The sequence below is a fragment of the Polyangiaceae bacterium genome (assembly GCA_020633205.1).
Lineage (GTDB): Bacteria > Myxococcota_A > Polyangia > Polyangiales > Polyangiaceae > JAHBVY01.
The window spans coordinates 701,384-722,764 of record JACKEB010000011.1 but is presented as its reverse complement, the minus strand read 5'-3'; the positions used below and the strand labels follow the sequence as shown (position 1 = coordinate 722,764).

Annotated in this window: 17 protein-coding genes; 9 read left to right on the top strand and 8 right to left on the bottom strand. The window is 65.0% G+C overall.

The window, feature by feature from the left end; all coding sequences use genetic code 11:
• Nucleotides 1-8 precede the first annotated feature (8 nt).
• Nucleotides 9-1,412 carry a sigma-54-dependent Fis family transcriptional regulator gene (locus tag H6718_09690; protein ID MCB9585660.1) on the bottom strand — a complete coding sequence of 468 codons (1,404 nt, stop codon included), beginning with the start codon at nucleotides 1,410-1,412 and terminating at the stop codon, nucleotides 9-11.
• A gap of 434 nt (nucleotides 1,413-1,846) precedes the next feature.
• Here H6718_09690 and H6718_09685 point away from each other — a divergent pair, with 434 nt between their 5' ends.
• From H6718_09685 to H6718_09665, 5 genes are all read left to right on the top strand, one after another.
• On the top strand, nucleotides 1,847-2,221 hold the full coding sequence (locus H6718_09685) for a response regulator (GenBank protein ID MCB9585659.1): 375 nt from the start codon (nucleotides 1,847-1,849) through the stop codon (nucleotides 2,219-2,221).
• Between the two features lie 86 nt (nucleotides 2,222-2,307).
• A complete protein-coding gene (locus H6718_09680) occupies nucleotides 2,308-3,156 on the top strand; it encodes an XdhC family protein (GenBank protein ID MCB9585658.1) in 849 nt (282 codons plus the stop codon).
• A 143-nt stretch (nucleotides 3,157-3,299) separates the two neighbouring features.
• A complete protein-coding gene (locus H6718_09675; protein MCB9585657.1) occupies nucleotides 3,300-4,763 on the top strand; it encodes an FAD binding domain-containing protein in 1,464 nt (487 codons plus the stop codon).
• Entirely contained in the window at nucleotides 4,763-7,129 is a 2,367-nt protein-coding gene (gene xdhB, locus H6718_09670) for a xanthine dehydrogenase molybdopterin binding subunit (GenBank protein ID MCB9585656.1), read from the top strand. Before H6718_09675 ends, xdhB begins: the two co-directional genes overlap by 1 nt.
• A 270-nt stretch (nucleotides 7,130-7,399) precedes the next feature.
• Nucleotides 7,400-7,810, top strand: a complete 411-nt coding sequence (locus H6718_09665; GenBank protein MCB9585655.1) for a hypothetical protein — start codon at nucleotides 7,400-7,402, stop codon at nucleotides 7,808-7,810.
• A gap of 4 nt (nucleotides 7,811-7,814) precedes the next feature.
• Here the strand turns inward: H6718_09665 and H6718_09660 are convergent, their stop codons facing one another.
• The 3 genes from H6718_09660 to H6718_09650 form a co-directional block, all read right to left on the bottom strand.
• Nucleotides 7,815-8,885 carry an alpha/beta hydrolase gene (locus H6718_09660; GenBank protein MCB9585654.1) on the bottom strand — a complete coding sequence of 357 codons (1,071 nt, stop codon included), beginning with the start codon at nucleotides 8,883-8,885 and terminating at the stop codon, nucleotides 7,815-7,817.
• Nucleotides 8,886-9,200: 315 nt separating this feature from the next.
• Complete coding sequence (locus H6718_09655) at nucleotides 9,201-10,787, bottom strand: hypothetical protein (GenBank protein MCB9585653.1); 1,587 nt, start codon at nucleotides 10,785-10,787, stop codon at nucleotides 9,201-9,203.
• A gap of 336 nt (nucleotides 10,788-11,123) precedes the next feature.
• On the bottom strand, nucleotides 11,124-11,915 hold the full coding sequence (locus tag H6718_09650; GenBank protein MCB9585652.1) for an SDR family NAD(P)-dependent oxidoreductase: 792 nt from the start codon (nucleotides 11,913-11,915) through the stop codon (nucleotides 11,124-11,126).
• 203 nt (nucleotides 11,916-12,118) lie between these two features.
• Between H6718_09650 and H6718_09645 the strand changes: the two genes are divergently transcribed.
• The 4 genes from H6718_09645 (at nucleotide 12,119) to H6718_09630 (ending at nucleotide 17,582) form a co-directional block, all read left to right on the top strand.
• Complete coding sequence (locus H6718_09645) at nucleotides 12,119-13,492, top strand: ferritin-like domain-containing protein (GenBank protein MCB9585651.1); 1,374 nt, start codon at nucleotides 12,119-12,121, stop codon at nucleotides 13,490-13,492.
• A 39-nt stretch (nucleotides 13,493-13,531) separates the two neighbouring features.
• Entirely contained in the window at nucleotides 13,532-14,242 is a 711-nt protein-coding gene (locus H6718_09640; protein MCB9585650.1) for a hypothetical protein, read from the top strand.
• 10 nt (nucleotides 14,243-14,252) lie between these two features.
• Nucleotides 14,253-14,546, top strand: a complete 294-nt coding sequence (locus tag H6718_09635; protein MCB9585649.1) for a hypothetical protein — start codon at nucleotides 14,253-14,255, stop codon at nucleotides 14,544-14,546.
• A gap of 222 nt (nucleotides 14,547-14,768) precedes the next feature.
• A complete protein-coding gene (locus H6718_09630) occupies nucleotides 14,769-17,582 on the top strand; it encodes a TIGR03960 family B12-binding radical SAM protein (GenBank protein MCB9585648.1) in 2,814 nt (937 codons plus the stop codon).
• A 119-nt stretch (nucleotides 17,583-17,701) separates the two neighbouring features.
• On the opposite strand, the gene H6718_09625 is transcribed toward H6718_09630, so the two are convergent.
• Genes H6718_09625 through H6718_09610 form a run of 4 tightly spaced genes read right to left on the bottom strand, consistent with a single transcriptional unit; the run spans nucleotide 17,702 to nucleotide 21,307 of the window.
• Entirely contained in the window at nucleotides 17,702-18,184 is a 483-nt protein-coding gene (locus H6718_09625) for an RDD family protein (GenBank protein ID MCB9585647.1), read from the bottom strand.
• Nucleotides 18,181-19,869 carry an FG-GAP repeat protein gene (locus H6718_09620; GenBank protein ID MCB9585646.1) on the bottom strand — a complete coding sequence of 563 codons (1,689 nt, stop codon included), beginning with the start codon at nucleotides 19,867-19,869 and terminating at the stop codon, nucleotides 18,181-18,183. Before H6718_09620 ends, H6718_09625 begins: the two co-directional genes overlap by 4 nt.
• Nucleotides 19,866-20,705, bottom strand: coding sequence for an alpha/beta fold hydrolase (locus tag H6718_09615; GenBank protein ID MCB9585645.1), 840 nt, complete (start codon nucleotides 20,703-20,705; stop codon nucleotides 19,866-19,868). Before H6718_09615 ends, H6718_09620 begins: the two co-directional genes overlap by 4 nt.
• Nucleotides 20,702-21,307: an LEA type 2 family protein gene (locus H6718_09610; GenBank protein MCB9585644.1), complete on the bottom strand. Its 606-nt coding sequence runs from the start codon at nucleotides 21,305-21,307 to the stop codon at nucleotides 20,702-20,704. Before H6718_09610 ends, H6718_09615 begins: the two co-directional genes overlap by 4 nt.
• Nucleotides 21,308-21,381 lie beyond the last annotated feature (74 nt).

Genomic DNA, 21,381 nt, shown 5'->3' with positions numbered 1-21,381 from the left:
CCAAAGGGTCAAAGAGCGCCGTAGCGACGGAGTTTTGCCCGCAACGTGGTGCGAGGCAGGCCAAGAAGCCTAGAAGTCTTGCTCAGATTCCGCCCCGACTCCTCGAAAGCGGACAGAATCAGGTCGCGTTCGATGTCCCGCAGACCGCTGTTCTCCGACAGCAGGCCGCGCACACGCTCGCCGCTCAAGAGCACTGGTGGGTTGACGCTCGGCCGCCTGCTTGGGCGCTCCTCTGATACCTCTTGGGAGCTTCCTGGGGCGTAGCGTTGGAGCTGCGCCATCGCCGCGCGCACGGTCGGTGCATCGATGACGTTGCCACCGCACAAGATGGCCGCGTGGTCGAGGGTCGACCGCAGCTCGCGCACATTGCCTGGCCAGCTGTGCTCTCGCAGCGCGGACAAGGCCTCTCCAGCAATACCGCAGCCGCGAATGCCCTGGCGCTCAGCGAAGCTATCTACGAAATGTCGCGCGAGAACCTCCACGTCCTCCAGGCGCTCGCGGAGTGGTGGCAACACGATGGTGAAGCCTGCGAGTCGGAATTGCAGGTCGAGCCGCAGCGAGGAATCGTCACTCCCGAAACCGCGATTCGTGGCGCTGATCACCCGCGCCTTGAGCGGAACGCTGGTGTTCGCGCCAATGCGTCGGAACTCTCGCGTCTCGAGCGCACGGAGCAGCTTCGGTTGAAGCTGGGGAGGCATCTCTCCGACCTCATCGAGAAAAACGGTACCCGAACCCGCAGCCTCGAGTAGCCCGACGCGGGCCCCACGGGCGCCAGTGTATGCCCCCGCCTCATGTCCGAAGAGCTCACTCTCGAATAGTTCCGCGGGGATCGCTGCGCAGTTGATGGCCACGAACGGGTCGCGGTCACCGCTCGCTAGCTGATGCACTGCCTCGGCCACCAGTTCCTTGCCGGTTCCTGTCTCACCGAGGACCAACACGGAAACATCACGGAAACGCGCGACGCGACGGATCTGCTCTTTGACCCGGCGCACGGCAGGCGTGTCGCCGAGGATCTGCTCAGCCGCATCGCGGATCCACGCGCGGCGCGGCAACACCTCTTCGATGCGATCGAGGAGTTCGCCCCGTCGAGCGGTTGGTACACAATACAAGCGCAAGCCGGAACCTTGCTCGGGCAGACGCTCCTGCAGCAAGAGCAGCCAGTCGTCGGGGCCGAGTTCCATACCCGCCAACGTCGGCTCCTGACGGGCGTCGAGCAAACGGCACTCGACCAGCCGGACTTCGAAGTCGCGCGCACCGAGCAGTCGCGTTGGCCCAACCGACGTGTCGATCCCCGCACCACAGCGCTGCGCCATCGCGCTGACCTGCTCAATCAGGTCTTGGTCTCGGGTGGCCAGAGCTATCCGCATGGCAATAACAATCAGAATGTCCCAGAGTTGGACGGGGTCGGCCATGGGCCGCTTTCCCGTCGCGTGGGTCACGATTCACCCCTCAGGGTGACAAATCGCTACACCACCCACCTGGGGTCCCCCAACTTTTGAGAGGATATTCGCTCGCTTGAGAGAAATGTAGCCCGGAAAGCCAAGCCCAAACGCGTGGGTGTCCCGGATCGCGAGGTGGCTGGCTCCCAAAACGCGCATTCCTGCAAAGTCAGACGAACGGCCGTCGCCGGGAAAGCTTGAGCGCTGAACTCCGTACCCGCCTCCAATGAAGGCACCGTCGCGAGTTGGCTAATAGGCAGCCCGTCTGACCAATGGCGCCTTTCCCAAGCCAAACGAAACGCTGACACTGAGGCGTGCCTTTACGTGAACGTTAGCTTCGTCACTCTCCGCATACAGCATCGCTTCTGTAGTTGCGGATCAGGGTGGGCCAGGGCAAATAGAAACAGATGTTGCGGGTCCTGCTGCTCGAAGACGAACCGGTGATGCGCCGGGCGATCAGTCGCGAGCTGAGCAGGCGGGGCTACAGCGTCACGGAGGCGCCGTCGGCGACCGCGGCGCTGGGCTGCACCGGCCCTTACGACTGTGGCGTCTTTGACATCGTGCTGCCTGACGGGGACGGAATCGAGGTCGCGGAAACGCTGCTTCAGTCCGGTGCCGTAACGTGTGCGGTTTTCTACAGCGGCACCTCGGACGAACGGATCTGGCTGCGCGCGTCAGACGGCGGCGTCTTCGTTCACAAGGACGCGGGGGTTCAGCGGCTCGCTGACGAGCTGGATGGCCTCGTCTCTCCGCAGAGCGTCAAGACCTCCAGTTCTGGCTGATCCTGACGACGTCGCGGGAGAATCACCACCGTGTCGAGCTTGCGCCGATGATCGACGCGTGAAAGGAAGCCTGGATGCGCGAGGTGATGCAGGCAGTGGTCGAGTTGCTCGAACGGAGCGACCGAGCGGCGCTTGCCACGGTGACGCGCACCAGCGGCTCGACACCTCAGGTGCTCGGCGCGCGTCTGCTGCTGCGTCGCGACGGTTCGAGGGTGGGCACGGTGGGCGGGGGAGCCATTGAAGAGGCAGTGCTCGACCAGCTGCGTGAGTGCCTGCAAACGCGCGAGTCTCGCACGCGAGAGTGGGATCTGATCCGCGACCTGGGCATGTGCTGCGGAGGTCGAATGGAGGTGTTCATGGAAGCCATCGAGGGTACGCCGCGCCTGATCTTACTCGGCGCGGGTCACGTCGCGCAGGCAACGGCTAGCTTGGCGGCGCGCGTCGGCTTCGCCCCCGTCGTGGTGGACGCACGGGAGGAGTTCAACGACGAAGCTCGCTTCCCCCACTGCACGCGTATCCTCAAGGAACCAAAAGAAGCGGTCGCCGAACTTCGACCGACCGCCGGCGATTGGCTCTTGATCGTCACCCACGATCACCGTCTGGACGAAGAAGCGTTGGCGTGTTTCGGAGCACAACCCCACGCCTACCTGGGGATGATCGGGAGCCGCCGCAAGATTGCGCGCATCCTTCAGCGACTGCAGGCCAAGGAGCGACTCCCGGACCTGTCACGGGTCTACACGCCGGTGGGGCTCGACATTGGGGCCGTTACTCCGGACGAAATCGCCGTGAGCGTGGTGGCGGAACTCATCGCTTTGCGCGCGGTGACAACCGGGGGCGGCGCAAAACGCGGTGAAATTGGCGCTCATTTGCGCCTCGATCGGCCGCAAATCGAGCACTTGCTGGCGCTCACAGCGGCCGACCCGCGCGGCGAATAGCGCGCCTCTCGTCGCCCTTGCCCGCCTCACAGCTGGCGAATAGAAGGTACAGTTCTGCTACGCCCCGTCGGCGATGATCGTGGCCTCACTGCTTGGCTGCGGTGGAGCGCGACGGAGCCGGTGGCCCCCAGAGATTCGAATCCATGCACACGATCCATTTCACGTTGAACGGGCAGCAAGTCGTCGCACGCGACGTCGATCCCAACACCACGTTGCTCAACTGGCTGCGCGATCAGGGGCGCACCGGAACGAAGGAGGGCTGTGCAGAGGGCGAGTGCGGCGCTTGCGCCGTCGCCTTGCTCGAGAAGGACGGCGGGGGTTCACGCTACGTGCCGGTCAACAGCTGCTTGTTGCTGCTCGGTGCCGTCGCCGGTCGTGAGGTGATCACAGTGGAGGGGGTGAGGGCACCAGGCACTGCGGCGTCTCTGGATCGCGAGCCCCACGAGGTCCAAAAGGCGATGATCGAGAAGGCGGGCTCCCAGTGCGGCTACTGCACGCCCGGCTTCGTCGTCAGCCTATTTGCCGAGTATTACCGCAAGGATCGCTCGGCTACAGGTTTTGACAAGGAGAGCGTCGGCGGAAACCTCTGCCGTTGCACAGGCTACCGCCCGATCGTCGACGCAGGACGCAGCCTACCCGTGCTGCAGCCAGGGAGCGGGGACGAATTCGCGCAGCGCCTCGAGTCGCCGCCACCACCGGTAGAAAAGCTCGAGCTGGCACACGAGAGCGACGACCTCGCACGCTTCTTGTTCCGCCCAACCGAGCTCAGCGAGGCGCTCGATTACCTCGCGGAACACCCCGATGCCTACCTCGTGTCAGGCGGCACAGATATCGTCGTGGAACTGAACCAGCGCCACCGCCGGCTCGACCGCATGTTGCTCCTGGAAGGCATCGAAGAGCTGCAACGGATCGAGCGCAGTGAGGCCTACCTGGAGATCGGTGCTGGCGTCAGCTTGGGACGCATCGAAGCGGAACTCTCGGAAGAGGTACCGCTGCTCGGCGAGTTGCTCCCGTTGTTCTCCTCCCGGTTGATTCGCGCGCGAGCGACGCTGGGCGGCAACCTGGGCACCGCGTCTCCCATCGGAGACTCACCACCGGCGCTGCTAGCGCTCGACGCAGAGCTCTGCTTGGCCGGCAAGGCGGGCACCCGTTGGGTACCCCTGTGCGATTTCTTCACCGGCTACCGCAAGACGCTGCGTGAAGAAGCCGAGTTGATCACATCCGTGCGGATCCCCCTTCCGCAGCCCGACGTCGCCCGCTTCTACAAGGTGTCCAAGCGCGAGCTGGATGACATCTCGACGGTGGCGGCGGGCTTCGCCCTGCGCACCAAGCTGGGTGTGATCGAGAGCGCCAGGCTCGCGTACGGTGGGGTTGCAGCGACACCGATCCGTGCAACCGCAGCAGAGCAGGCACTCATCGGCCAACGTTGGGGTCGACCCGCCTTGAGCCTGGCGTTGCCAGCGCTCGAAACAGCGTTCACTCCCATGAGCGACCAGCGCGGCAGCGCGGGTTATCGCCAGGCCATGGTGGGCAAGCTGCTTGAGAAGTTTTGGTTCGACAGCGCGCCGGACTCCCCCGCGCAATCCAGCTCCAGAAAGGTCGGATGATGAGCAGCGTAGGCAAATCCGTCTCCCACGAGAGCGCGCTTGGACACGTCACCGGCAGCGCGCTCTACACCGACGACCTGTGTTCGCGCTTTCCCGGGCTGCTTCACGCTTGGCCGGTGATGTCGCCTCACGCTCACGCCAAGGTCCTGAGCATCGACACGAGCAAGGCCTGGAGCTACCCCGGCGTGGTCAAGGTGCTCGGGCAGTCGGACGTGCTGGGAGAGAACAACACCGGCGCCGCACGCCGCGACGAACCACTTTTCCCTGAGGAAGTAGAGTTTCACGGCCAGCCAGTGGCTTGGGTCCTGGCCGAGAGTAACGAGGCGGCCATCCAAGGCGCGGCGCAGGTCGCTGTCGAGTATGAACCGCTACCAGCGATCATCGGCATCGAGGCCGCGGAGGCAGCGAACAGCTACCTAACGGAAGCAGAGCGCATCGAACGCGGTGACGTCGAGGCGGCGTTCGCGAAGCACCAGACGCTCGAGGGAAAGTTCTTCGTCGGTGGGCAAGAGCACTTCTACCTGGAGACGCAGTGCGCCCTCGCCTACCTCGACGAGGCGGAGTCGGTGTTGGTGCAGTCGTCGACTCAACACCCTACGGAAACACAGGAGATCGTCGCGCGGGTGCTGGGCGTGGAGAAGAACCGCGTCGTCGTGCAGAGCCTGCGCATGGGCGGTGCCTTTGGGGGCAAAGAGGTCCAAGCCAACGTCTTTGCGGCAGTAGCCGCCCTCGGCGCGCGACTCACGGGTCGCCCCGTACGCGCGCGCCTGGACCGTGCGCGGGACATGATCCTGACAGGTAAGCGCCATCCGTTTCTTGGGCGCTACCGCATCGGCTTTGACAATCAGGGGAAAATTCAGGCGTTTGATCTGCAGCTGACCAGCGACGGCGGGTACAGCCTGGACCTGTCGGCGCCGGTGCTGGGGCGCGCGCTCTTCCACTGCGACAACGCCTACAACATCCCAAACTTGCGCGTGGTGGGCCGCGTGGCGAAGACGCACACGACTTCGCACACCGCGTTCCGAGGCTTTGGCGGTCCCCAGGGCATGGTGATGATCGAAGACGCGCTGGACGCCGTCGCGCGCAAGCTCGACTTGCCGCCTCACGTCGTGCGCGAGCGGAACTTCTACCGCGACGGGGACACGACTCACTACGGCCAGCCCGTGAAAGACGCGGGTCGCATTCAGCGGATTTGGGACCGCCTGCTGGAAACCAGCGCCTTCGAACAGCGCTGGGAAGAAGCGAACGCCTTCAACGCCAGTAGCTCCACACGGAAACGCGGTCTAGCTGTTACGCCGGTCAAGTTCGGCATCTCGTTCACCGCCAAGTACTACAACCAGGGCGGCGCACTGGTACTCATCTACCGGGATGGCAGCGTCCAGGTGAACCACGGCGGCACTGAAATGGGCCAGGGCCTGCACACGAAGATGCGGCAGGTCGCGGCTCACACCCTGGGGATCCCCCTTGAGAGCGTGCGCATCATGCCCACGCGTACCGACAAGGTGCCAAACACCTCGGCCACCGCAGCCTCGAGCGGAACGGACTTGAACGGCGCAGCCGTCGCCGACGCGTGCCGCACGTTGCGGGAGCGAGTGCTCGAGGTCGCGGGGCGGCTCTTGGGTCACGACCCGGGTGATTTGCTGATCACCGAAGGCGCCATCCATGCGCGCGGCGCATCCGCGGAGGAGCGCCGGATCGGCTTCGCGGAGGCGGTGGAGCGCGCCTACCAGGACCGCATCCAGCTGTCCTCCACCGGCTTCTACCGTACCCCTGAGATTCACTACGACCGCATCAAAGGGCGAGGCAAGCCGTTCCACTACTTCGCCTATGGCGCCGCCGTGACGGAGGTCGAAGTAGACGGCTTCACCGGCATGTATCGCATTTTACGCACGGATATTCTCCATGATGTCGGCAGCTCGATCTCCCCTCTGGTCGATCGCGGCCAGGTGGAGGGTGGTTTCATCCAAGGCCTTGGTTGGCTAACCCAGGAGGAGCTGTGGTGGGCTCCTGACGGCAAGCTCGGCACCGTCAACGCGTCCACCTACAAGCTGCCGAGCCTCGGAGAGTGCCCAGATGAGTTCCACGTCGAGCTCTTGGAACGCGCTGAAGAGCCTGGAGTGATCTACGGCTCGAAGGCGGTGGGCGAGCCTCCGTTCATGCTGGCCATCAGCGCCCGAGAGGCGTTGCGTCAGGCGGTGTCAAGTTTCGCAACTGTGGAGCAATGTCGATCCGGGGTGTCCCTCGCCAGCCCAGCGACTGCGGAGGCAGTGTTTTGGGCGATGGACGCCGTGCAGCGCGGCGAGGGTCACGCAGCTTCTGGGCTGGGCAACGGCGTAGCGTCGCCAGCGCTACGGAGCGCTGAGTAGGGGGGAACCGCCAAGGACGCCAAGGACGCCGAGGGTTCGGGCTCGTGACCCAAGGCACCGGGCGGCAGAGTATCAAGCACCTTCGTGCTCTGCGGCATCCGCGGCTCCCAACCTGCGGCGCCCAGCGTCCGGTCACCAGAGCCCGCTGCTAGAAATTCTTGGCGCTTTTGGCGCCCTTGGCGGTGATCCTTTTGGAGCTGGACCCTCCGGTTCTTGGGGGGAGAGCAGATCCGTGATTCGATGAACGTAGGATGCCGTATGCTGAGGAGCATGTCTGCGCTTCGTACCGCAACCGCAAGCTTGGTGTTTGGCATCGCGCTCAGCACGTCCTCGTTGGCCTGGGCGGATCTCGCTCCCGTCGAGCCCGAACCGGACTGCAGCGTCGAGAGTGAGAAGGCCAAGGGCCTGACGAACTGCCAGCAGTGCGACACTTACCACGCGGAACCGCACAAATGCGAAGCGCTGAGCAAGGACGGCTTACACAAAAGCTGCCAGGCTGGCGGCGCTTCCGTGTGGCGCGAGGTGTGGTGCAAAGACGAGGCGAGCGCCCCGCCCGCGGAGCCCAAGCCGTCAGGCTGCGGCGCCTGCGCCACCACCAGTGATACCAGTGGCTCCTCGCTCGCATGGTTGGCTCTCGGGCTCTGCGTCGCTGGAGTCGCGGCGCGCCGCCGACGCAAGTGAGCGCCTACTGGATGCCCTTCTTTTCGATCGTCCAGCCGGGGCTGAGACACAGCGAGCAGCCGCTACCGTAGAAGATCGGGCGGGCACTCTCGTCGTCCATCAAATGCAGACGTAGCCAGGCGGTCGCGGGACCACGAAAGTCGCTGATGTCTCCGACGGCAGCGATCAGGTGGTCTGCGTTTTTCAGCGTGCCCCAGAACACGTCCGCATTGGTGTTGTCGAAGACGGGCTGCTGCTGAATCGGGCGCGGAGCGATCACGTCGTTGCCACCGCTCATCAGGAACATCGGACCGTGCTGATTCTTCTGCGAGGCGGGGTCGTGGCCCAAACCGGTGACGTACGGCTCCAGGGGAGCCGTAACGCTGATACGCGAATCGGCGCCGGCCATGATGCTGCCTCCACCGCCCTGAGAGTGGCCACTGGTACCAACTCGCGCGAGGTCGAGCTTATCCTCGTATACGCTGCCGCTCTTCGCGTCTTCGTCCGTCAGGTAGTCCAGGCATGCCAGCATTTCCTTGCCGGTGCCCGCGTTCGAGGTGTTTGCCGCAGCAACTACGAAGCCATGTGAGGCCCAGTGGGTGAGCACACCGGCGTAGATCGGCGGGGCTGCTGTGGTGCCGTTGCCCCAGAGGATGATCGGGTGCTTTCGCCCCTCTTCGCCCAGAACTTCTGGACGGAAGATCGTGCAGCTCGGTCCCTCTCCGTTGCTGGTAGTCGCGAAGGAGCCCTTCGCAGCGAAATCTGTTACCGCGGGGAAAGGTGGAGCCGGGGTGCCGCCACTGCCACCGATGCCTGGATTGCCACCTTGCTCGCTACCGCCGGCGCTGCTCCCCGCGTTACCACCCTGGGCGGATCCGCCTTGCCCCGCTCCCCCTTGAGCGCCGCCACCCTGAGCGCTGTTTCCGGTGCCCCCAGTCGCCGCACCCGCCGCGGCTCCAGCGCCGCCGCTACCAGCGCTCGCCGCGCCTCCAACACCGCCGGTTTGTGCCACCAAACCAGGCGCTTCTTCCCCGCCACCACCACAGCCCATGGCGCACAACAGCGGCGCCAGCGCTAGCCACCGGAAGTCCCTCATGCCTACCTCCGTTCACGGCGAGGCAGAATCCTCGAGCCCCGAACGGCGGTCACTCTGACACAAAGCCGAAACCTAGGTAACTGGACCAACGCGGGCGGACCGGATTTGTCGCCCTCTGACAAGCGCCGTGACACTCGAGTACGCGACCCGTGCGCGATGCGCTGGGTTTCGTAGTGACGTTCCAGTCCGGCGCTGCAGGCAGACTCCAAAAGGACGCTGTCTCGAGAATGACGGGCCGTAGAACCGCAGGTACTCAGAAACTACTGCGGCTCGGGACTACTGCGGCTCGGGACTACTGCGGCTCGGGACAGCAGGTCACTCAGAGCAGCCCAACCCGACGGTACCCGCGGTGAGCACGTACTTCGGGGAGGGACACGAGCGGGTGCACAGCGCGGAGCGGCAGCCGCCAACTCCGTACGGAACCGCGTAGGTGCAGCCGCCCGCTCCGCAGGTGTAGTGCACACCCGTCGCTGAGTCGGAGCCGACGCCAGCAACCGGCGAGGTCACGCAGAACCCGAAGATGTTCACCTCGCCAGGGCCACAGCCGGTGTTTGCTTGAGGCGAAGGACAGGTGTTGAAGTGCCGCGGACTGCCGTCGGGGCACGGCGGGAGGCATAGCGGGACACCGCTGTCGGGCACGGTGCCAGCTGGGCACTGGCCTGGGTTCTGCGCGGGAGGCGTGGGCTCACCCGGTTGATTCGGCTTGTCCGGAGTCGACGGGTTGCTGGTCGAGACATCGACCAGATAGCCGTACTTCATGTTCGTGAGCAGCGTCTTTTCCAGGATCCAAGCGTAGCCGCCGTCGCCCCAGCGCGTGCCCCAGGAGTTGTGCAGCAGGTAGTAGGTGCCGTTGCCTTGGGTTTTGTAGCCAGCGATCACCATCGCGTGACCGGAGCGGCTCGCTCTGAAGTCACCGTCGGGGATCACCGCGTTCTTTCCGCGCACGTCTTGGAAACGACTGTCGACGTACATCGCGAACCACACGTTCTGGCCCTTTGCCAGGGCGCCCTTGATCTCCGCGGGGTCCATCACGTTGATCTCCGTGATGTTCGTGATCTTGACGTTCGCGGCTTTATCCATACTGGAAAGCTTCGCGCTGTCCACGGGTTGGTTGCACGAGGTACCCGTGATCGACCCGCAGTCGCAGTAGCCGCCGGTGTACCAGGAGCACGCCGTCTTGGCGCTGTAGTTCCAGTTCGACTCAATGCTGAGCGGTTGGTTGCGGTTCGCGTCGGCAGCGGACTGCATCGACGGGTAATGGTAGCGGCCCCAGATCTGCATGACCGAAACGTTGCCTGGCGTACCGCCCGACTGAGCGATGGCGTGGTCCACCGATGCGGCCAGGCTGAACGCGGTGCACGCGCCCACGGGGCCTTGATCACGCACCGGGCCTTCTTTCCCCGCGGAACGATGATCGACACTGGTCGGCAGCGGCTCAGCCCCGACGTAGTTCGAGCCGGCGTCAAAGCGCTTGCGGTTGACTAGCGGCTTGGAGGCTGTGGGTACGAAGCCGTACTGTGGACTGACGCAGTCGAGCAAGATGGGAGAGCCGCTGACGTTGACCGAGCCGCAAGAGGAGAGCGCCTGAGTCGATGACGGCTGACCGGGCTGAGGAGCTGGCTGGCCTGGCGTCAGCCCGGGAACCACGGGCATTGGGATGCCGTTGACCATGGTCCATCCTTGAGGCAGCGGCAGCTCGGCGATGTTCGGCGGAATGGGGAGGGTGAACCCCAGCGGCGCAGCAGGCGCTTGCGCCCGAACCGGTGGGGGCGCAGCGGGAGGTGGCGCCTGGGCTGGCACTGCGTACTGGCCAGGCGGCGGCTGCGGAGACTGCCGACTGCTCCGCCCTGACTGGATCGTGCAGGCGCTGACCAAGAACAGGCTGAGGCAGGCCCCTGTCATGAGCCCGGAGGCGCCCCTGACAGAGTGGCGAATCAGGAGGCTTTGCTCAGTGCGCAACCGCAGTCGTCTGGTCATCCCACAAACCTACCATGTTCCAGGTGCCCGAACCTGAGCACGTATGAGTAATACGGCACACGCCGAGGCGATCTGCGCCGTTAAAAACCACACGCAAAACAATCGCTCGAGACCGAATGAAGGACCTAGGTCGGCATGCGTAGAACGGCTGCCCCGGACGACCCACACCTACAGCGCCACGCAGTACATCGGACCTTAGAAGCGACTCTCTGTCGCCGAGCTGCAGGGGCATTGGACGCGCTGCGCCGCCGAAGCCAGCGCTTAGCGGTTCAAGCCCAAAGGCGCAGACAGCCGCGCCATGATCGTGCCCATGATCGGCGAAACCCAGCGGCCAACGCCGAACTGCGCTGGATAGACGATGCTCTCGCGTTCCCGCTCGATGGCTTTCGCTGTGAGCTTCGCAAGCTTGTCGGTGGTGCCCTTGAACGGGCCGAGCACCTTCGCGGCTCGCTGATCCGTCGCCATCAGCTTGGTCAGCATTGGGGTGTCCACCGGGCCTGGGAACACAGTGAGCACGTGAACACCGCTCCCAGCGAGCTCGATCCGCAGCACCTCGTCGATGCTCACCAGCGCCCGCTTGGTGGCGATGTAAACCGAGGCCAAATTGGTGGGGAAAAACACCGACGCCGTGGCCACGGAAACCAAGCAGCCGTATCCGCGTTCCACCATGCCAGGAATCAGCTGATGGGTCAGCGCCATAGGCTGGGCGAAGTTCACCTCGATGCACTCGCGAATTTCCGCAGGGTTTTTCTCGGTAAACTGACTGACCCCGCCGCTCACGCCCGCGTTGTTGACCAGGATGTCGACGTGACCAAAGTCGTCCCGCACTCGGCGGGCCAGCTCGAGCCCAGAGCCAGGCAGAGATAAATCCGCACGGATTGCGTTCGCTTCGCCACCCTTTTCCCGGATTGTGTTGACGACGCCCTCGAGCTTCTCGACGCGCCGCGCCGCCACCGTCACCTTCGCGCCGCGCGCTCCTAGCTCCATCGCCAGCGCTTCTCCGATGCCTGAAGAAGCGCCCGTCACCAGCACATGCCGCCCCGAAATCTGCATACCCCATGGCATAGCAGGGGACGCGCCAGGGCAAATGGCACAAACCGGCACGCAACAGCTGCGCGCCCGCAAGGTCCCCGGGCGTAGGCATTTGCTCGCGCTTTTGTCGGCGAATGAGTGCGCCAAGGCGCACAATCGGCTCCCTTGCGCTGACCACCGAGTTCGCCTTCACGGCCGGCACGTCGCTTGCTCTAAATGGCTGCATGCAGCTCAAGCTCCCGATCACCGCCTTGTCCGCCAGCTTCCTGCTTTCTCTAGGTTGGGGGTTAGGGTGCGGTGCGACCACCAGCTCAGAATTCAGCTTCGAGTGCGAGGACTCGATCGCGCCAGAGCAAGGCTTTGCGCTCTGCAACAATGGACTGAAACACCGCCCCGAGGCAGTGGCCTGCCAGCTGGCTTTGCCACGTGAAGGCGTGAGCTGCGGTGGAGAGCCCTACGGCGGCTGCGACACCGACAGCGACTGCACGGACGCGCCCAACGGCTACTGTGCCCAGGGACAAACCTGTTACTGCCGGTACGCCTGCGAGTCGGATGCAGACTGTGGGGAGAACGAACTCTGCGCGTGCGTGGATGCGGTGTCCTTTTGCACACCGACCACAGGCTGCCGGACGGACGCCGACTGCCCCAATAGCGTCTGCGGGGCTTATCGCACGGAGTGCGGCGGGGCTGGGTACTCGTGCGTTACTGAAAAAGACGAATGCTTCACCTACGCAGACTGCGGACCCGGGGAGCTGTGCCTCTGGGACGGCACGAAGCGCAGTTGCGAACTGGACACCTGCGTGGAGGGGCGACCCTTCCTGGTCGCAGGCCAAATCCGCACGGCAACGCTTCGCGGCGGTACCGAGTGGAACGCGCAGGGTGTCTGCGCGCACCTTGGCAGGGCACCAGTCAGCGCCCAGGCACGAGAAGCGGCTCACGCGCACTACTTGGAGATGGCCGCAATGGAGCACGCTTCGGTCGCTGCGTTTGCGCGTTTCACGCTGCAGCTGCTTGGCCTGGGCGCGCCGGCAAAACTGATCGAAGGCGCACAGTCAGCGATGGCTGACGAGCTCCGCCACGCCAAGTTGGCGTTTGCGATCGCGGGTCGATTCGGCGCCGATCGCCAGCCGGGTGCGTTGGACATCTCCCAAGCGCTGGACGACGGGAGCGCCTGGAACACGCTGAAGACAACCCTGATCGAAGGCTGTATCGGCGAGACCATCGCCGCCGCACGCATGCTCGAGGCCTCTCTCTTGGCGGAAGATCCAGAGCTCGCCGATGCACTGGGCGGCGTAGCTGAGGACGAGACGCAGCACGCAGCGCTAGCGTGGCGCAGCGTTGCCTGGCTGCTGGAACAACACCCAGAGCTCGTCGCACCGACGCGCCGGTTGCTAAGAGAGACCATCGCGGCTCAGCTTGTGGAGACACAACCATCGAATGAGGAGACAAGCACGCTCGAGGCAGAAGCCCTGGGCGTCTTGTCCGAGCAACGTGGCCACTTGGTCGCCGCCGCGGCGTTGCGGCACATCGTGATACCTGCGGCGGAGGCCTTGTTCTGCCGCTTCGACGCGAAGCCTGACACCGCCCTGTCGGTTTGATGATTCCAGGCGGCATTCGCACGGGGTAGTCTGTGATGAATGCAGCCTCCCATGCCTGCCGCGGCTCCCGCGCAACCCAAGTCGAGCAAGCTTCCCATCCTGCTGTTCATCGCAGGTGCTGGCGCGCTCCTGTTCTCCTTCGTCCTTGGAGGGGTTGGAGGCTACTTCCACTACCAAGCCAACAAAGCCTACCGCGCGGAGGCGATCGCTATCGTGTACGTGGGCTCGAGCTCGTCGATTACCGCACGCCTCCGCGAGAAGGGCGACAACCTCTCGATGATCCGCAACGTCGCGTGGGGAACCAGCTTCTTGATGGGCTTGGTCGGGATTGGCGGCTTCATCGGAGGCTTCGTGACCCGCAGCAAGAAGCCCGCTGCGACGCCGCCCGGCATGCCAGGGTTCAGCGGACAGGGCTATCAACCCGACGGCTACGCAAACCCGAATAGCGGCGTCCCAACCGCGCCTTCCCCGGGAGCGCCGCCAGCTTCAGCCGCGGTGTCGTCCAATCCTTACGGCCCGCCGCCAGCAGGCTTCGGTGGACCAGAGCCGAGTGGCCCGCCAGCTGCCCCTCCAGGCGCTCCGCCTCCTGGCGCTCCGCCTCCTGGCGCTCCGCCAAGCTTCCAGCCAACCGCTGCGTCACCTCAGCCAGCACCACCGTTGCCTCCGCCCGGCGCGCCGCCAGCGCCGCCGTCGCCAGGCAAGTTCGGCGGGACGATGTTGATGCCCGAGGTCGACCCCACGAAGAAGTAGCTCAAGATCCATGTCTCTGCACACACAGGCGAAGTGCACCGCGTGCGGTGGCGAACTCGAAACGGGCTACATCCCCGACACGGGAGAACTCGTCAGCCCGCGCGCTTCGCTGATGTGGGCAGCGGTCTGGGTGAAAGGCATCGCGAAGGCGCGTCGCGGTTTCTTCGCGGCGATGCGCGGCGGGGGCATCGACGTACGCGGGGAGCAGCCGTTGGCCATCGAGGCCCACCGCTGCACGGAGTGTGGTCACCTCGAGCTCTTCGCGAATCATGAGGCCACCTCGGACACAACCATGGTCCGCTGAACGTCTGACCCCATCGCCGGGAGTTTGACTTGAGCACGCGAGTGTTCAAACCTTCCGCGGCGTCACCTTTGGCGGTCGCTTCACCCGCGTTTGCGCGCTAGGCACGCCGTCCGGTTCGTCGTGCACGGCTCCTTTGGTCGGTGTCGATAGAAGCAGCGCGCCTCACCCCCAAACGCGGAGGGGCATCGACGACGCCGGGAAGCAGCCCCCACGAGATCCCCCATGCAGCTCTTCGATCATCCGTACGCCGCCTTCCTCCACCAGGTGGAAAAGCCCAATCGCTACACCGGCGCCGAGCACGGCACGCGGAAACAAGCCTGGAGCGAAGTCGACGCGAAGGTCTGTCTCGCGTTTCCCGAGATCTACGACATCGGGATGAGCCACCTCGGCTTCCGCATCCTGTACAAGATCCTCAACGACCACCCGCGCACGCTGGCAGAGCGTTGTTATGCGCCTTGGGTCGATCTCGAGCAGCAGCTCTTGGACCACGGGCAGATGCTGGTGAGCCTCGAGAGCGCGCGCCCGCTGTGCGATTTCGATGTGGTCGGCTTCAGCCTGCAGTTCGAGCTGACCTACACGAATGTGCTGCGCATGCTCGACCTCGGCGGCATTCCGCTGCGCGCCGTGAACCGCAGCGACGCCGATCCGCTGATCGTCGTGGGCGGCCCCGTGGCGACTCATATGGAGCCGATGGCGCCGTTCGTGGATGCCGTGGTGATCGGCGACGGCGAAGAGGTGACCACCGAGCTGACGCTTTTGTGGGTTGAAGGCAAAAAGCGCGGTTTGTCACGGGAAGAGCGCCTACGCGAGCTCGCCAAACTCCCCGGCGTATACATCCCCAGCCTCTACCGCACGGAACTGCAAACCGACACGGGCTTTCATGTCGTCGCTCAGCCCAGCGAGCCGGAGTTGCCATTCCCCGTGGAGCGGCGGCTGGTCAAGAGCCTCGCCGACTTTCCTTTCCCGACGGAAAGCCCAGTCGGCGGCCCCGAAGCGATCTTCGACCGCATGAGCATCGAGGTCGCGCGCGGCTGCACCGAGGGCTGCCGCTTCTGCCAGGCCGGTATGATCTACCGCCCGGTGCGCGAGCGTGACCCGCAAGAGGTCATCGACACGGTAGTCAAAGCCCTAGAAAAGAGCGGGCAAGACGAAGTGAGCCTCACAGCGCTCTCCACCGCAGACGTCTCGTGCATCAGCCCGCTGATCAAGCAGCTGGTGGAGAAGACGGCGCCGGAGCGCGTCAGCCTGGGCGTTGCGTCGCTGCGCGCTTACGGCCTGGCCGACGACCTGCTCGAAGACATGCGCAAGGTACGCGCCAGCGGGCTCACGTTTGCCCCAGAGGCCGGCACCCAGCGCATGCGTGACGTGATCAACAAAAACGTCACCGAGGCCCAGCTCCTGGAAACGGCGGAGCGCACCTTCTCCAAGGGCTTCGACAAGATGAAGCTCTACTTCATGATCGGCCTGCCGACGGAAGAGGACGAGGACGTCATGGGCATCGTCCAGGTCGGCCTCAACGCGCTTTCCGTAGGGAGACGCTACTCACGAGGCCGTGCGAAGGTCACCGTCAGCGTCTCTACCCACGTGCCGAAGCCCCACACGCCCTTCCAGTGGTGCGCGATGGATCCGCTGGATGAAGTCTCGCGCAAGCAGCAGCTCCTGAAGGACGCGGCTCGCAGCGACAAGCAGCTCGGCCTGCGGGTGCATCACTCCGTCGCCAGCGTGCTCGAGGGCGTGCTGGCACGCGGCGACCGCAGCCTGGCGGATGCTGTCGAGCGCGCGTACTTGAACGGCGCGCACTTCGACAGCTGGGACAACCACCTGAAGATGGAAGTCTGGCAGGAGGCGTTCGAGCACTTCGGCATCGACACCCAGAAGTACCTGGGCACCATCCCCGTCACGGCGCGGCTGCCCTGGGACCACATCGATGTCGGCCTGGAGGAGGGCTTCCTCGCGAAGGAGTACCGCAAGGCGCTCAAGAGCCGCCTGTCTCCTCCGTGCGGAAAAGCCGTCGGCATGTTCATTCACCACACGAACGTGGCTGAAGCAGAGACCGACAAGCGGCGCCTGGTTTGCTACGACTGCGGCGTCGCCTGTGACATGGGCAAGATGCGCAGCGAGCGCATCGGCTTCCTCACCAAGATGGGTGCGACGGAACCCGGACAGCGCGCCAAGTTACCGCTAGTGCACGAGGCGCGCGCAGAAGCCAAGCGCCGGCGCCAGAACCCCGAAGCGTTCCGCCCGGAGCGCGCTGGTGGCCCTGCGGAGCGCTATCGCCTGCGCTTCAGCAAGACGGGCCCCGCGGCGCTCCTCGGCCACCTCGACATGGGGCGCGAACTCGCCCGAGTCCTCAAGCGCGCAGGGCTCCGCGTGTCTTACTCTGCGGGCTTCAACCCGAAGCCAGAACTCTCTTACGGTCCCGCGTTGAGCCTCGGCGTGCCCACCCTCGATGAGTTCATCGATCTCAAGCTGATCGACGCACCGGAGACGGACGTGATGCTCTCACGGCTCAACGCAGCCGCTGGCGGCGGGCTACGCTTCAGCGGCGCGGCAAAGCTTGGTCCGAACGACCCGGCGCTCTCCCGAGTCATTACCGCGGGGAGCTATGTCATCGCTCTCGCACGCTCGGCGCTGAAAGGTTTCGGCGGGGTCGCCGCTCTGAAGCAACGAGTCGCGGAATTCAACGCCGCTGAGAGCCACGTGGTGCTGCGCACCATCAAGGGGATCGGCAAGAAGGTCGATGTCCGGAAGTACGTGCTGGCGCTCACCCTGGGTGACGAGGCGGCATACGCCGCGCTGGATCAAGCAGGCTTCGTCGGTGACGTGGTGCCGCTGATCGTCACCATCGCGATTACGAACACCGGCTCAGCCAAGACCAGCGAGGTCGTCGAGGCGCTCACCGGCGACGCCCAGTTCCCCCATCAGGCGGTGCGCGTCGCCGTCCTCGCCGGTCAGACCTCACCTCTAGATTTGGCCGCGCACAAGAAGCAGCCCAAGCCGCCTACGCCTCCTGCAGACGTCACTGCGGAAGCCTGAGCGTTTCTTTCGGGGGTGAGGGGCAGTGTCCTCTCCGGCGCAGTGTCCTCTCCAGCGCAGTGTCCTCTCCGGCGCAGTTTCTTCCCCCCGCTCATCGACCTACGGCGCCGCGAGCCAACTTAGCTCGGTCGCGCTGGGTCTGCCTGCGTCTCGAGGGGCGGCAACGCGATCACCTTGGTGTCCGCGATCAAGTCGTGAATGCAGCGGCGATCCTCGCGGAAAATGTACAGGTAGTCGATCATGCGAATGCATCCGACGAGGATACCTACTGCGCCGAGCACCCAGCTGCGGAGCGCGACGCCATGCACGAAGCCAACCGGCTTGCCGTCCATACGCACCACTTGGATGCGCTGCATCTTCTTGCCGATGGTCTGGCCACTGGTCGCCACGAGGTACCACTGGATTGCGCTCATCGGCAGCGAAGACACCAGGGCGACGATCTGAAACCGCAGGCCAGCGTCGGGATCCGCGATATCCAGGTCCATGAAGCGAGACGCGATGGCGAGGCCGGCCGCTGACGTGACCATCAGCAACAAGCCGTCAGTGATCGCCGCCATCAGGCGCTGGTCGCGGTCTGCTAGTTTGGAGTTCGCTTCGCTCATGGCTCCGATCGCAGGGCGCGCCCGGAAATCACCACCAGGTTGCCGGTGTCGACTCCCGCGGGTCCATCGCCCGTCATCTCGTTCAGCATCAAATCCGTGATCCCGTCGCCGTCCAGGTCGGCGCTCGCTGCGCTGTACCCCAAGATGTCGCCCTGGCCCAGGCCATCGTTGCCATGGGCTCCGAGGAGCTGCTCCCAGCGAAGTTCCGGCGCGTTTGGCGCGGCGAGATCGAGCAGCGCTGGGAAGCGCTGACCTCCGAAGATCACGTGCACCATGCCAGCGAAGTTGCGCCCCGAGCGGCTCGCGTGAGGTGACGCAATGGCAACATCCGCCACGCCGTCTCCGTCGAAGTCGCCGGCGACCGCGGTGTCCCCGGTGATGTCCCCTCCCTGCGCGCCGACTACCTCGAACAATCGGCCCGCGCTGCGGAGCTGCTCGAGTTGGTGGTCACCGCTCAGGAGCTCAGCTGCAGAGAAGACCACGTGTGCCGTACCGGCTCGAGGACGCAAGATGGATCCCGCACCACCACCGACGATGTCGCCCAGGAACAAGTCCGCTTGGGCGTCGCCGTTGATATCGCCCAAGCCGACAATCTCCTCACCGAAGCGCACGCCTTTGTCATCCCCCCGCAGTGAGCCGCTAGCCAGCGTAGTACGAGTACCCGCTTGCCAAGCGCTTGCAATCGCCTGCCCCGGGAAGAACCATACGGCACCATGCTCTACGCCGCCGCTCGGGTGTGTGAGCTTGCTGTGGGCGCCGTCGGGTGGGACCCCAGCGCCGGCGCGGTCGATGGTCGCCGCGACGATGGCATCGGCGTGACCGTCGGTGTCGAGGTCCGCGAGCTGGCAGGTCGCCCCAAGATGTGCTTCCGCAGGGATACTTTCGACGCTCAGCTCGGCGAAGTTCCCGGCGGGCGCGTCTGCAAGGCGCAGCGTTCCTCCGCTGCCGAGCCAGGCGCCGCCCCGCAGCGCGTACGCCGCCCCTTGGTGGGTGTCAGTCCCCCGGGAGACCTGATCCGCCCCGAGCACCAGATCCGCGGTCCCGTCGGCGTCGATGTCTCCACTGCGAAACCACACCCCGAGCCGGTCTCCATCGGCGTCCCCGAGCAAGGTCGTGACGGTGGCGATGCCTGGCGCTCCCAGCTCGAGCACTCCGCCGCTCAACGTGCGGAGCTCCGCGCCCCCCGCAAGCACGCTCACGGCGCCCGGGAACTCGCCGCTCGCCAGATCTGGCGCGAAGTTCTGACGTCCGATCAGCACATCGGCGAGCCCATCACCGGTGACGTCGTCCAGCCAGATCTCGTTGCCTGCCGTTTCCGCGAGGTTAGTACCGTAGACATGCAGCACGCGCCTACCGGGGACGGATGCGTCCACCTCTCCAGTCAGCTCCCCGTTTCCGAAGACGATCGCGGCGATGCCAGCCGAGGTGCGGCCCACTCCGTCCCTGGCCGGGGGTGTGCCCAAGAACGACGCCACCACGAAGTCGGCATGGCCGTCGCCATCGATGTCCTTTCCGCCAGCGATAGGTGTGCCCCGCTCGCCACTGCCCGGCGGCCCGTAGACCCTCAAGAGCGGCAGCTCAGCGACATCGAGCAAGCCGGGGTCGACGGGGGGAGATGCGGCACCGCTCTCGCCGCAGCCCCAGGCGCACGCGAGCAGCCCAAGCTGACCCAAGCGGCGCATCATGTGTCGACGTCGGCCGCCGCAAAGTGCTCCAGTAGCGCGCTGTTCACACGCTCTGCGCACTGGAACACAGCGCCGTGCCCAGCGTCTGGCAGCGTCAATTTCTTTGCCCTGGGGATACGCGCTGCGAGCAAATCACTGTGACTTGGGCGCACCAGGATGTCCCGCGCGGGCTTGATCACGAGGCTCGGCGTGCGGATCCCTTGAAGCGTACGCCGGGTGTCGTGCCTCAAGATGGCAAGCAACTGGGCGCGCAGCGTCTTTGGGTTGGCGCGGCTCTTCAGACCGCGGTTCATGCGCTCCGAGAGCACCTCCAAGCGCACGCTGGCGCGAAACTCGGGCGGATACAAAAGCTCGATCAGCGCCGCCGGGCGCTTCTCAACCGGCAGCAAATTAGCCTTGGCGAAGAGCCGCAAGCCCTCCAGCGTTGGCACGAGGCCGAGCGGTCCACCCGCGTGGGTCGCGATTAAGCTCAGGCTGCGAACTCGCTCAGGCGAAGCTAGCGTGAGGTGCTGCGCGACCATGCCTCCCATGGACACACCCACCACATGAGCGCGCCGCCAACCCAAAGCATCCAGCACGCGCAGCGCATCGCCAGCGAGCTTGCCCATCGACGAGCGTCGCCCTGTCGAGTCGCTGCGGCCAATGCCGGGATGATCGTAGCAAGCCACCGGGTGGTGCTCGCTCAAGCCATCGAGCTGAGGCTCCCACATGCTCCCAGGCATGCCGAAGCCCATGATCAGAAGCACCGGCGCGCCCGGCGCATCCTTCCCACGCAGCTGATACGCGAGGCGAGGCGAGGTCGCCGTGAACTGCACGTTCTCGACGGAGGCGTTCATTGCCCGGGAATCAAGCCTTTCAAGCCCGGTAGACCCTGAATGCTATTCATCCCCGCGGTAACGAGTTGCTGCTGGGTCACCTTGCCCTTCATGGTGAACGGCAGGTTCACGTTCAGGCTCTTGCCACCGACCGTCACCGTGCCCTCAATCACGTAGGGCACCTCGGTCTTGCTGGCTGCGAGGTTCATCAAGGCCGGCAGGCTGTTGAAGGGGATGGTCACGTCGGCGGTGAGCGGGCTGGTCGCCTTGGAAGGCAGTGAGATGGCAGTTGGCGAAGTGACCTCCGAGAGCTTGATGCTGCCGTCGAAGGTTGCCTTGGCTTTCACCGCTTGCACGTTGAGGTCGAAGCCGTTCGGGTTGTAGGCGTCGAACTCCAGGCGCAGGGTGACACCCGTCGGCCCGATGGACTGAATGGTGCCCTTCTTCGGCGTGATGGTCGGAGGCTGTGGCTTCGAGCAACCGACGCTAGCGAAGCTCGCGCCAAGCACCAGGGACACACCGAGTAGCGCCGTACCTCGCCGCGCGGATACGGGGAGACCAGTCACTATTACGAACGCAGCGCATACCACCAGGGCACCCAGCAACAGGCTCGTCGAAAGCATGGCGCAGCATAGCGCTGAATCCCGGAGTGCGAGCCGCAGCAAGCAGACCTTCGGCGTCCTGCGTCAGCAAGGCG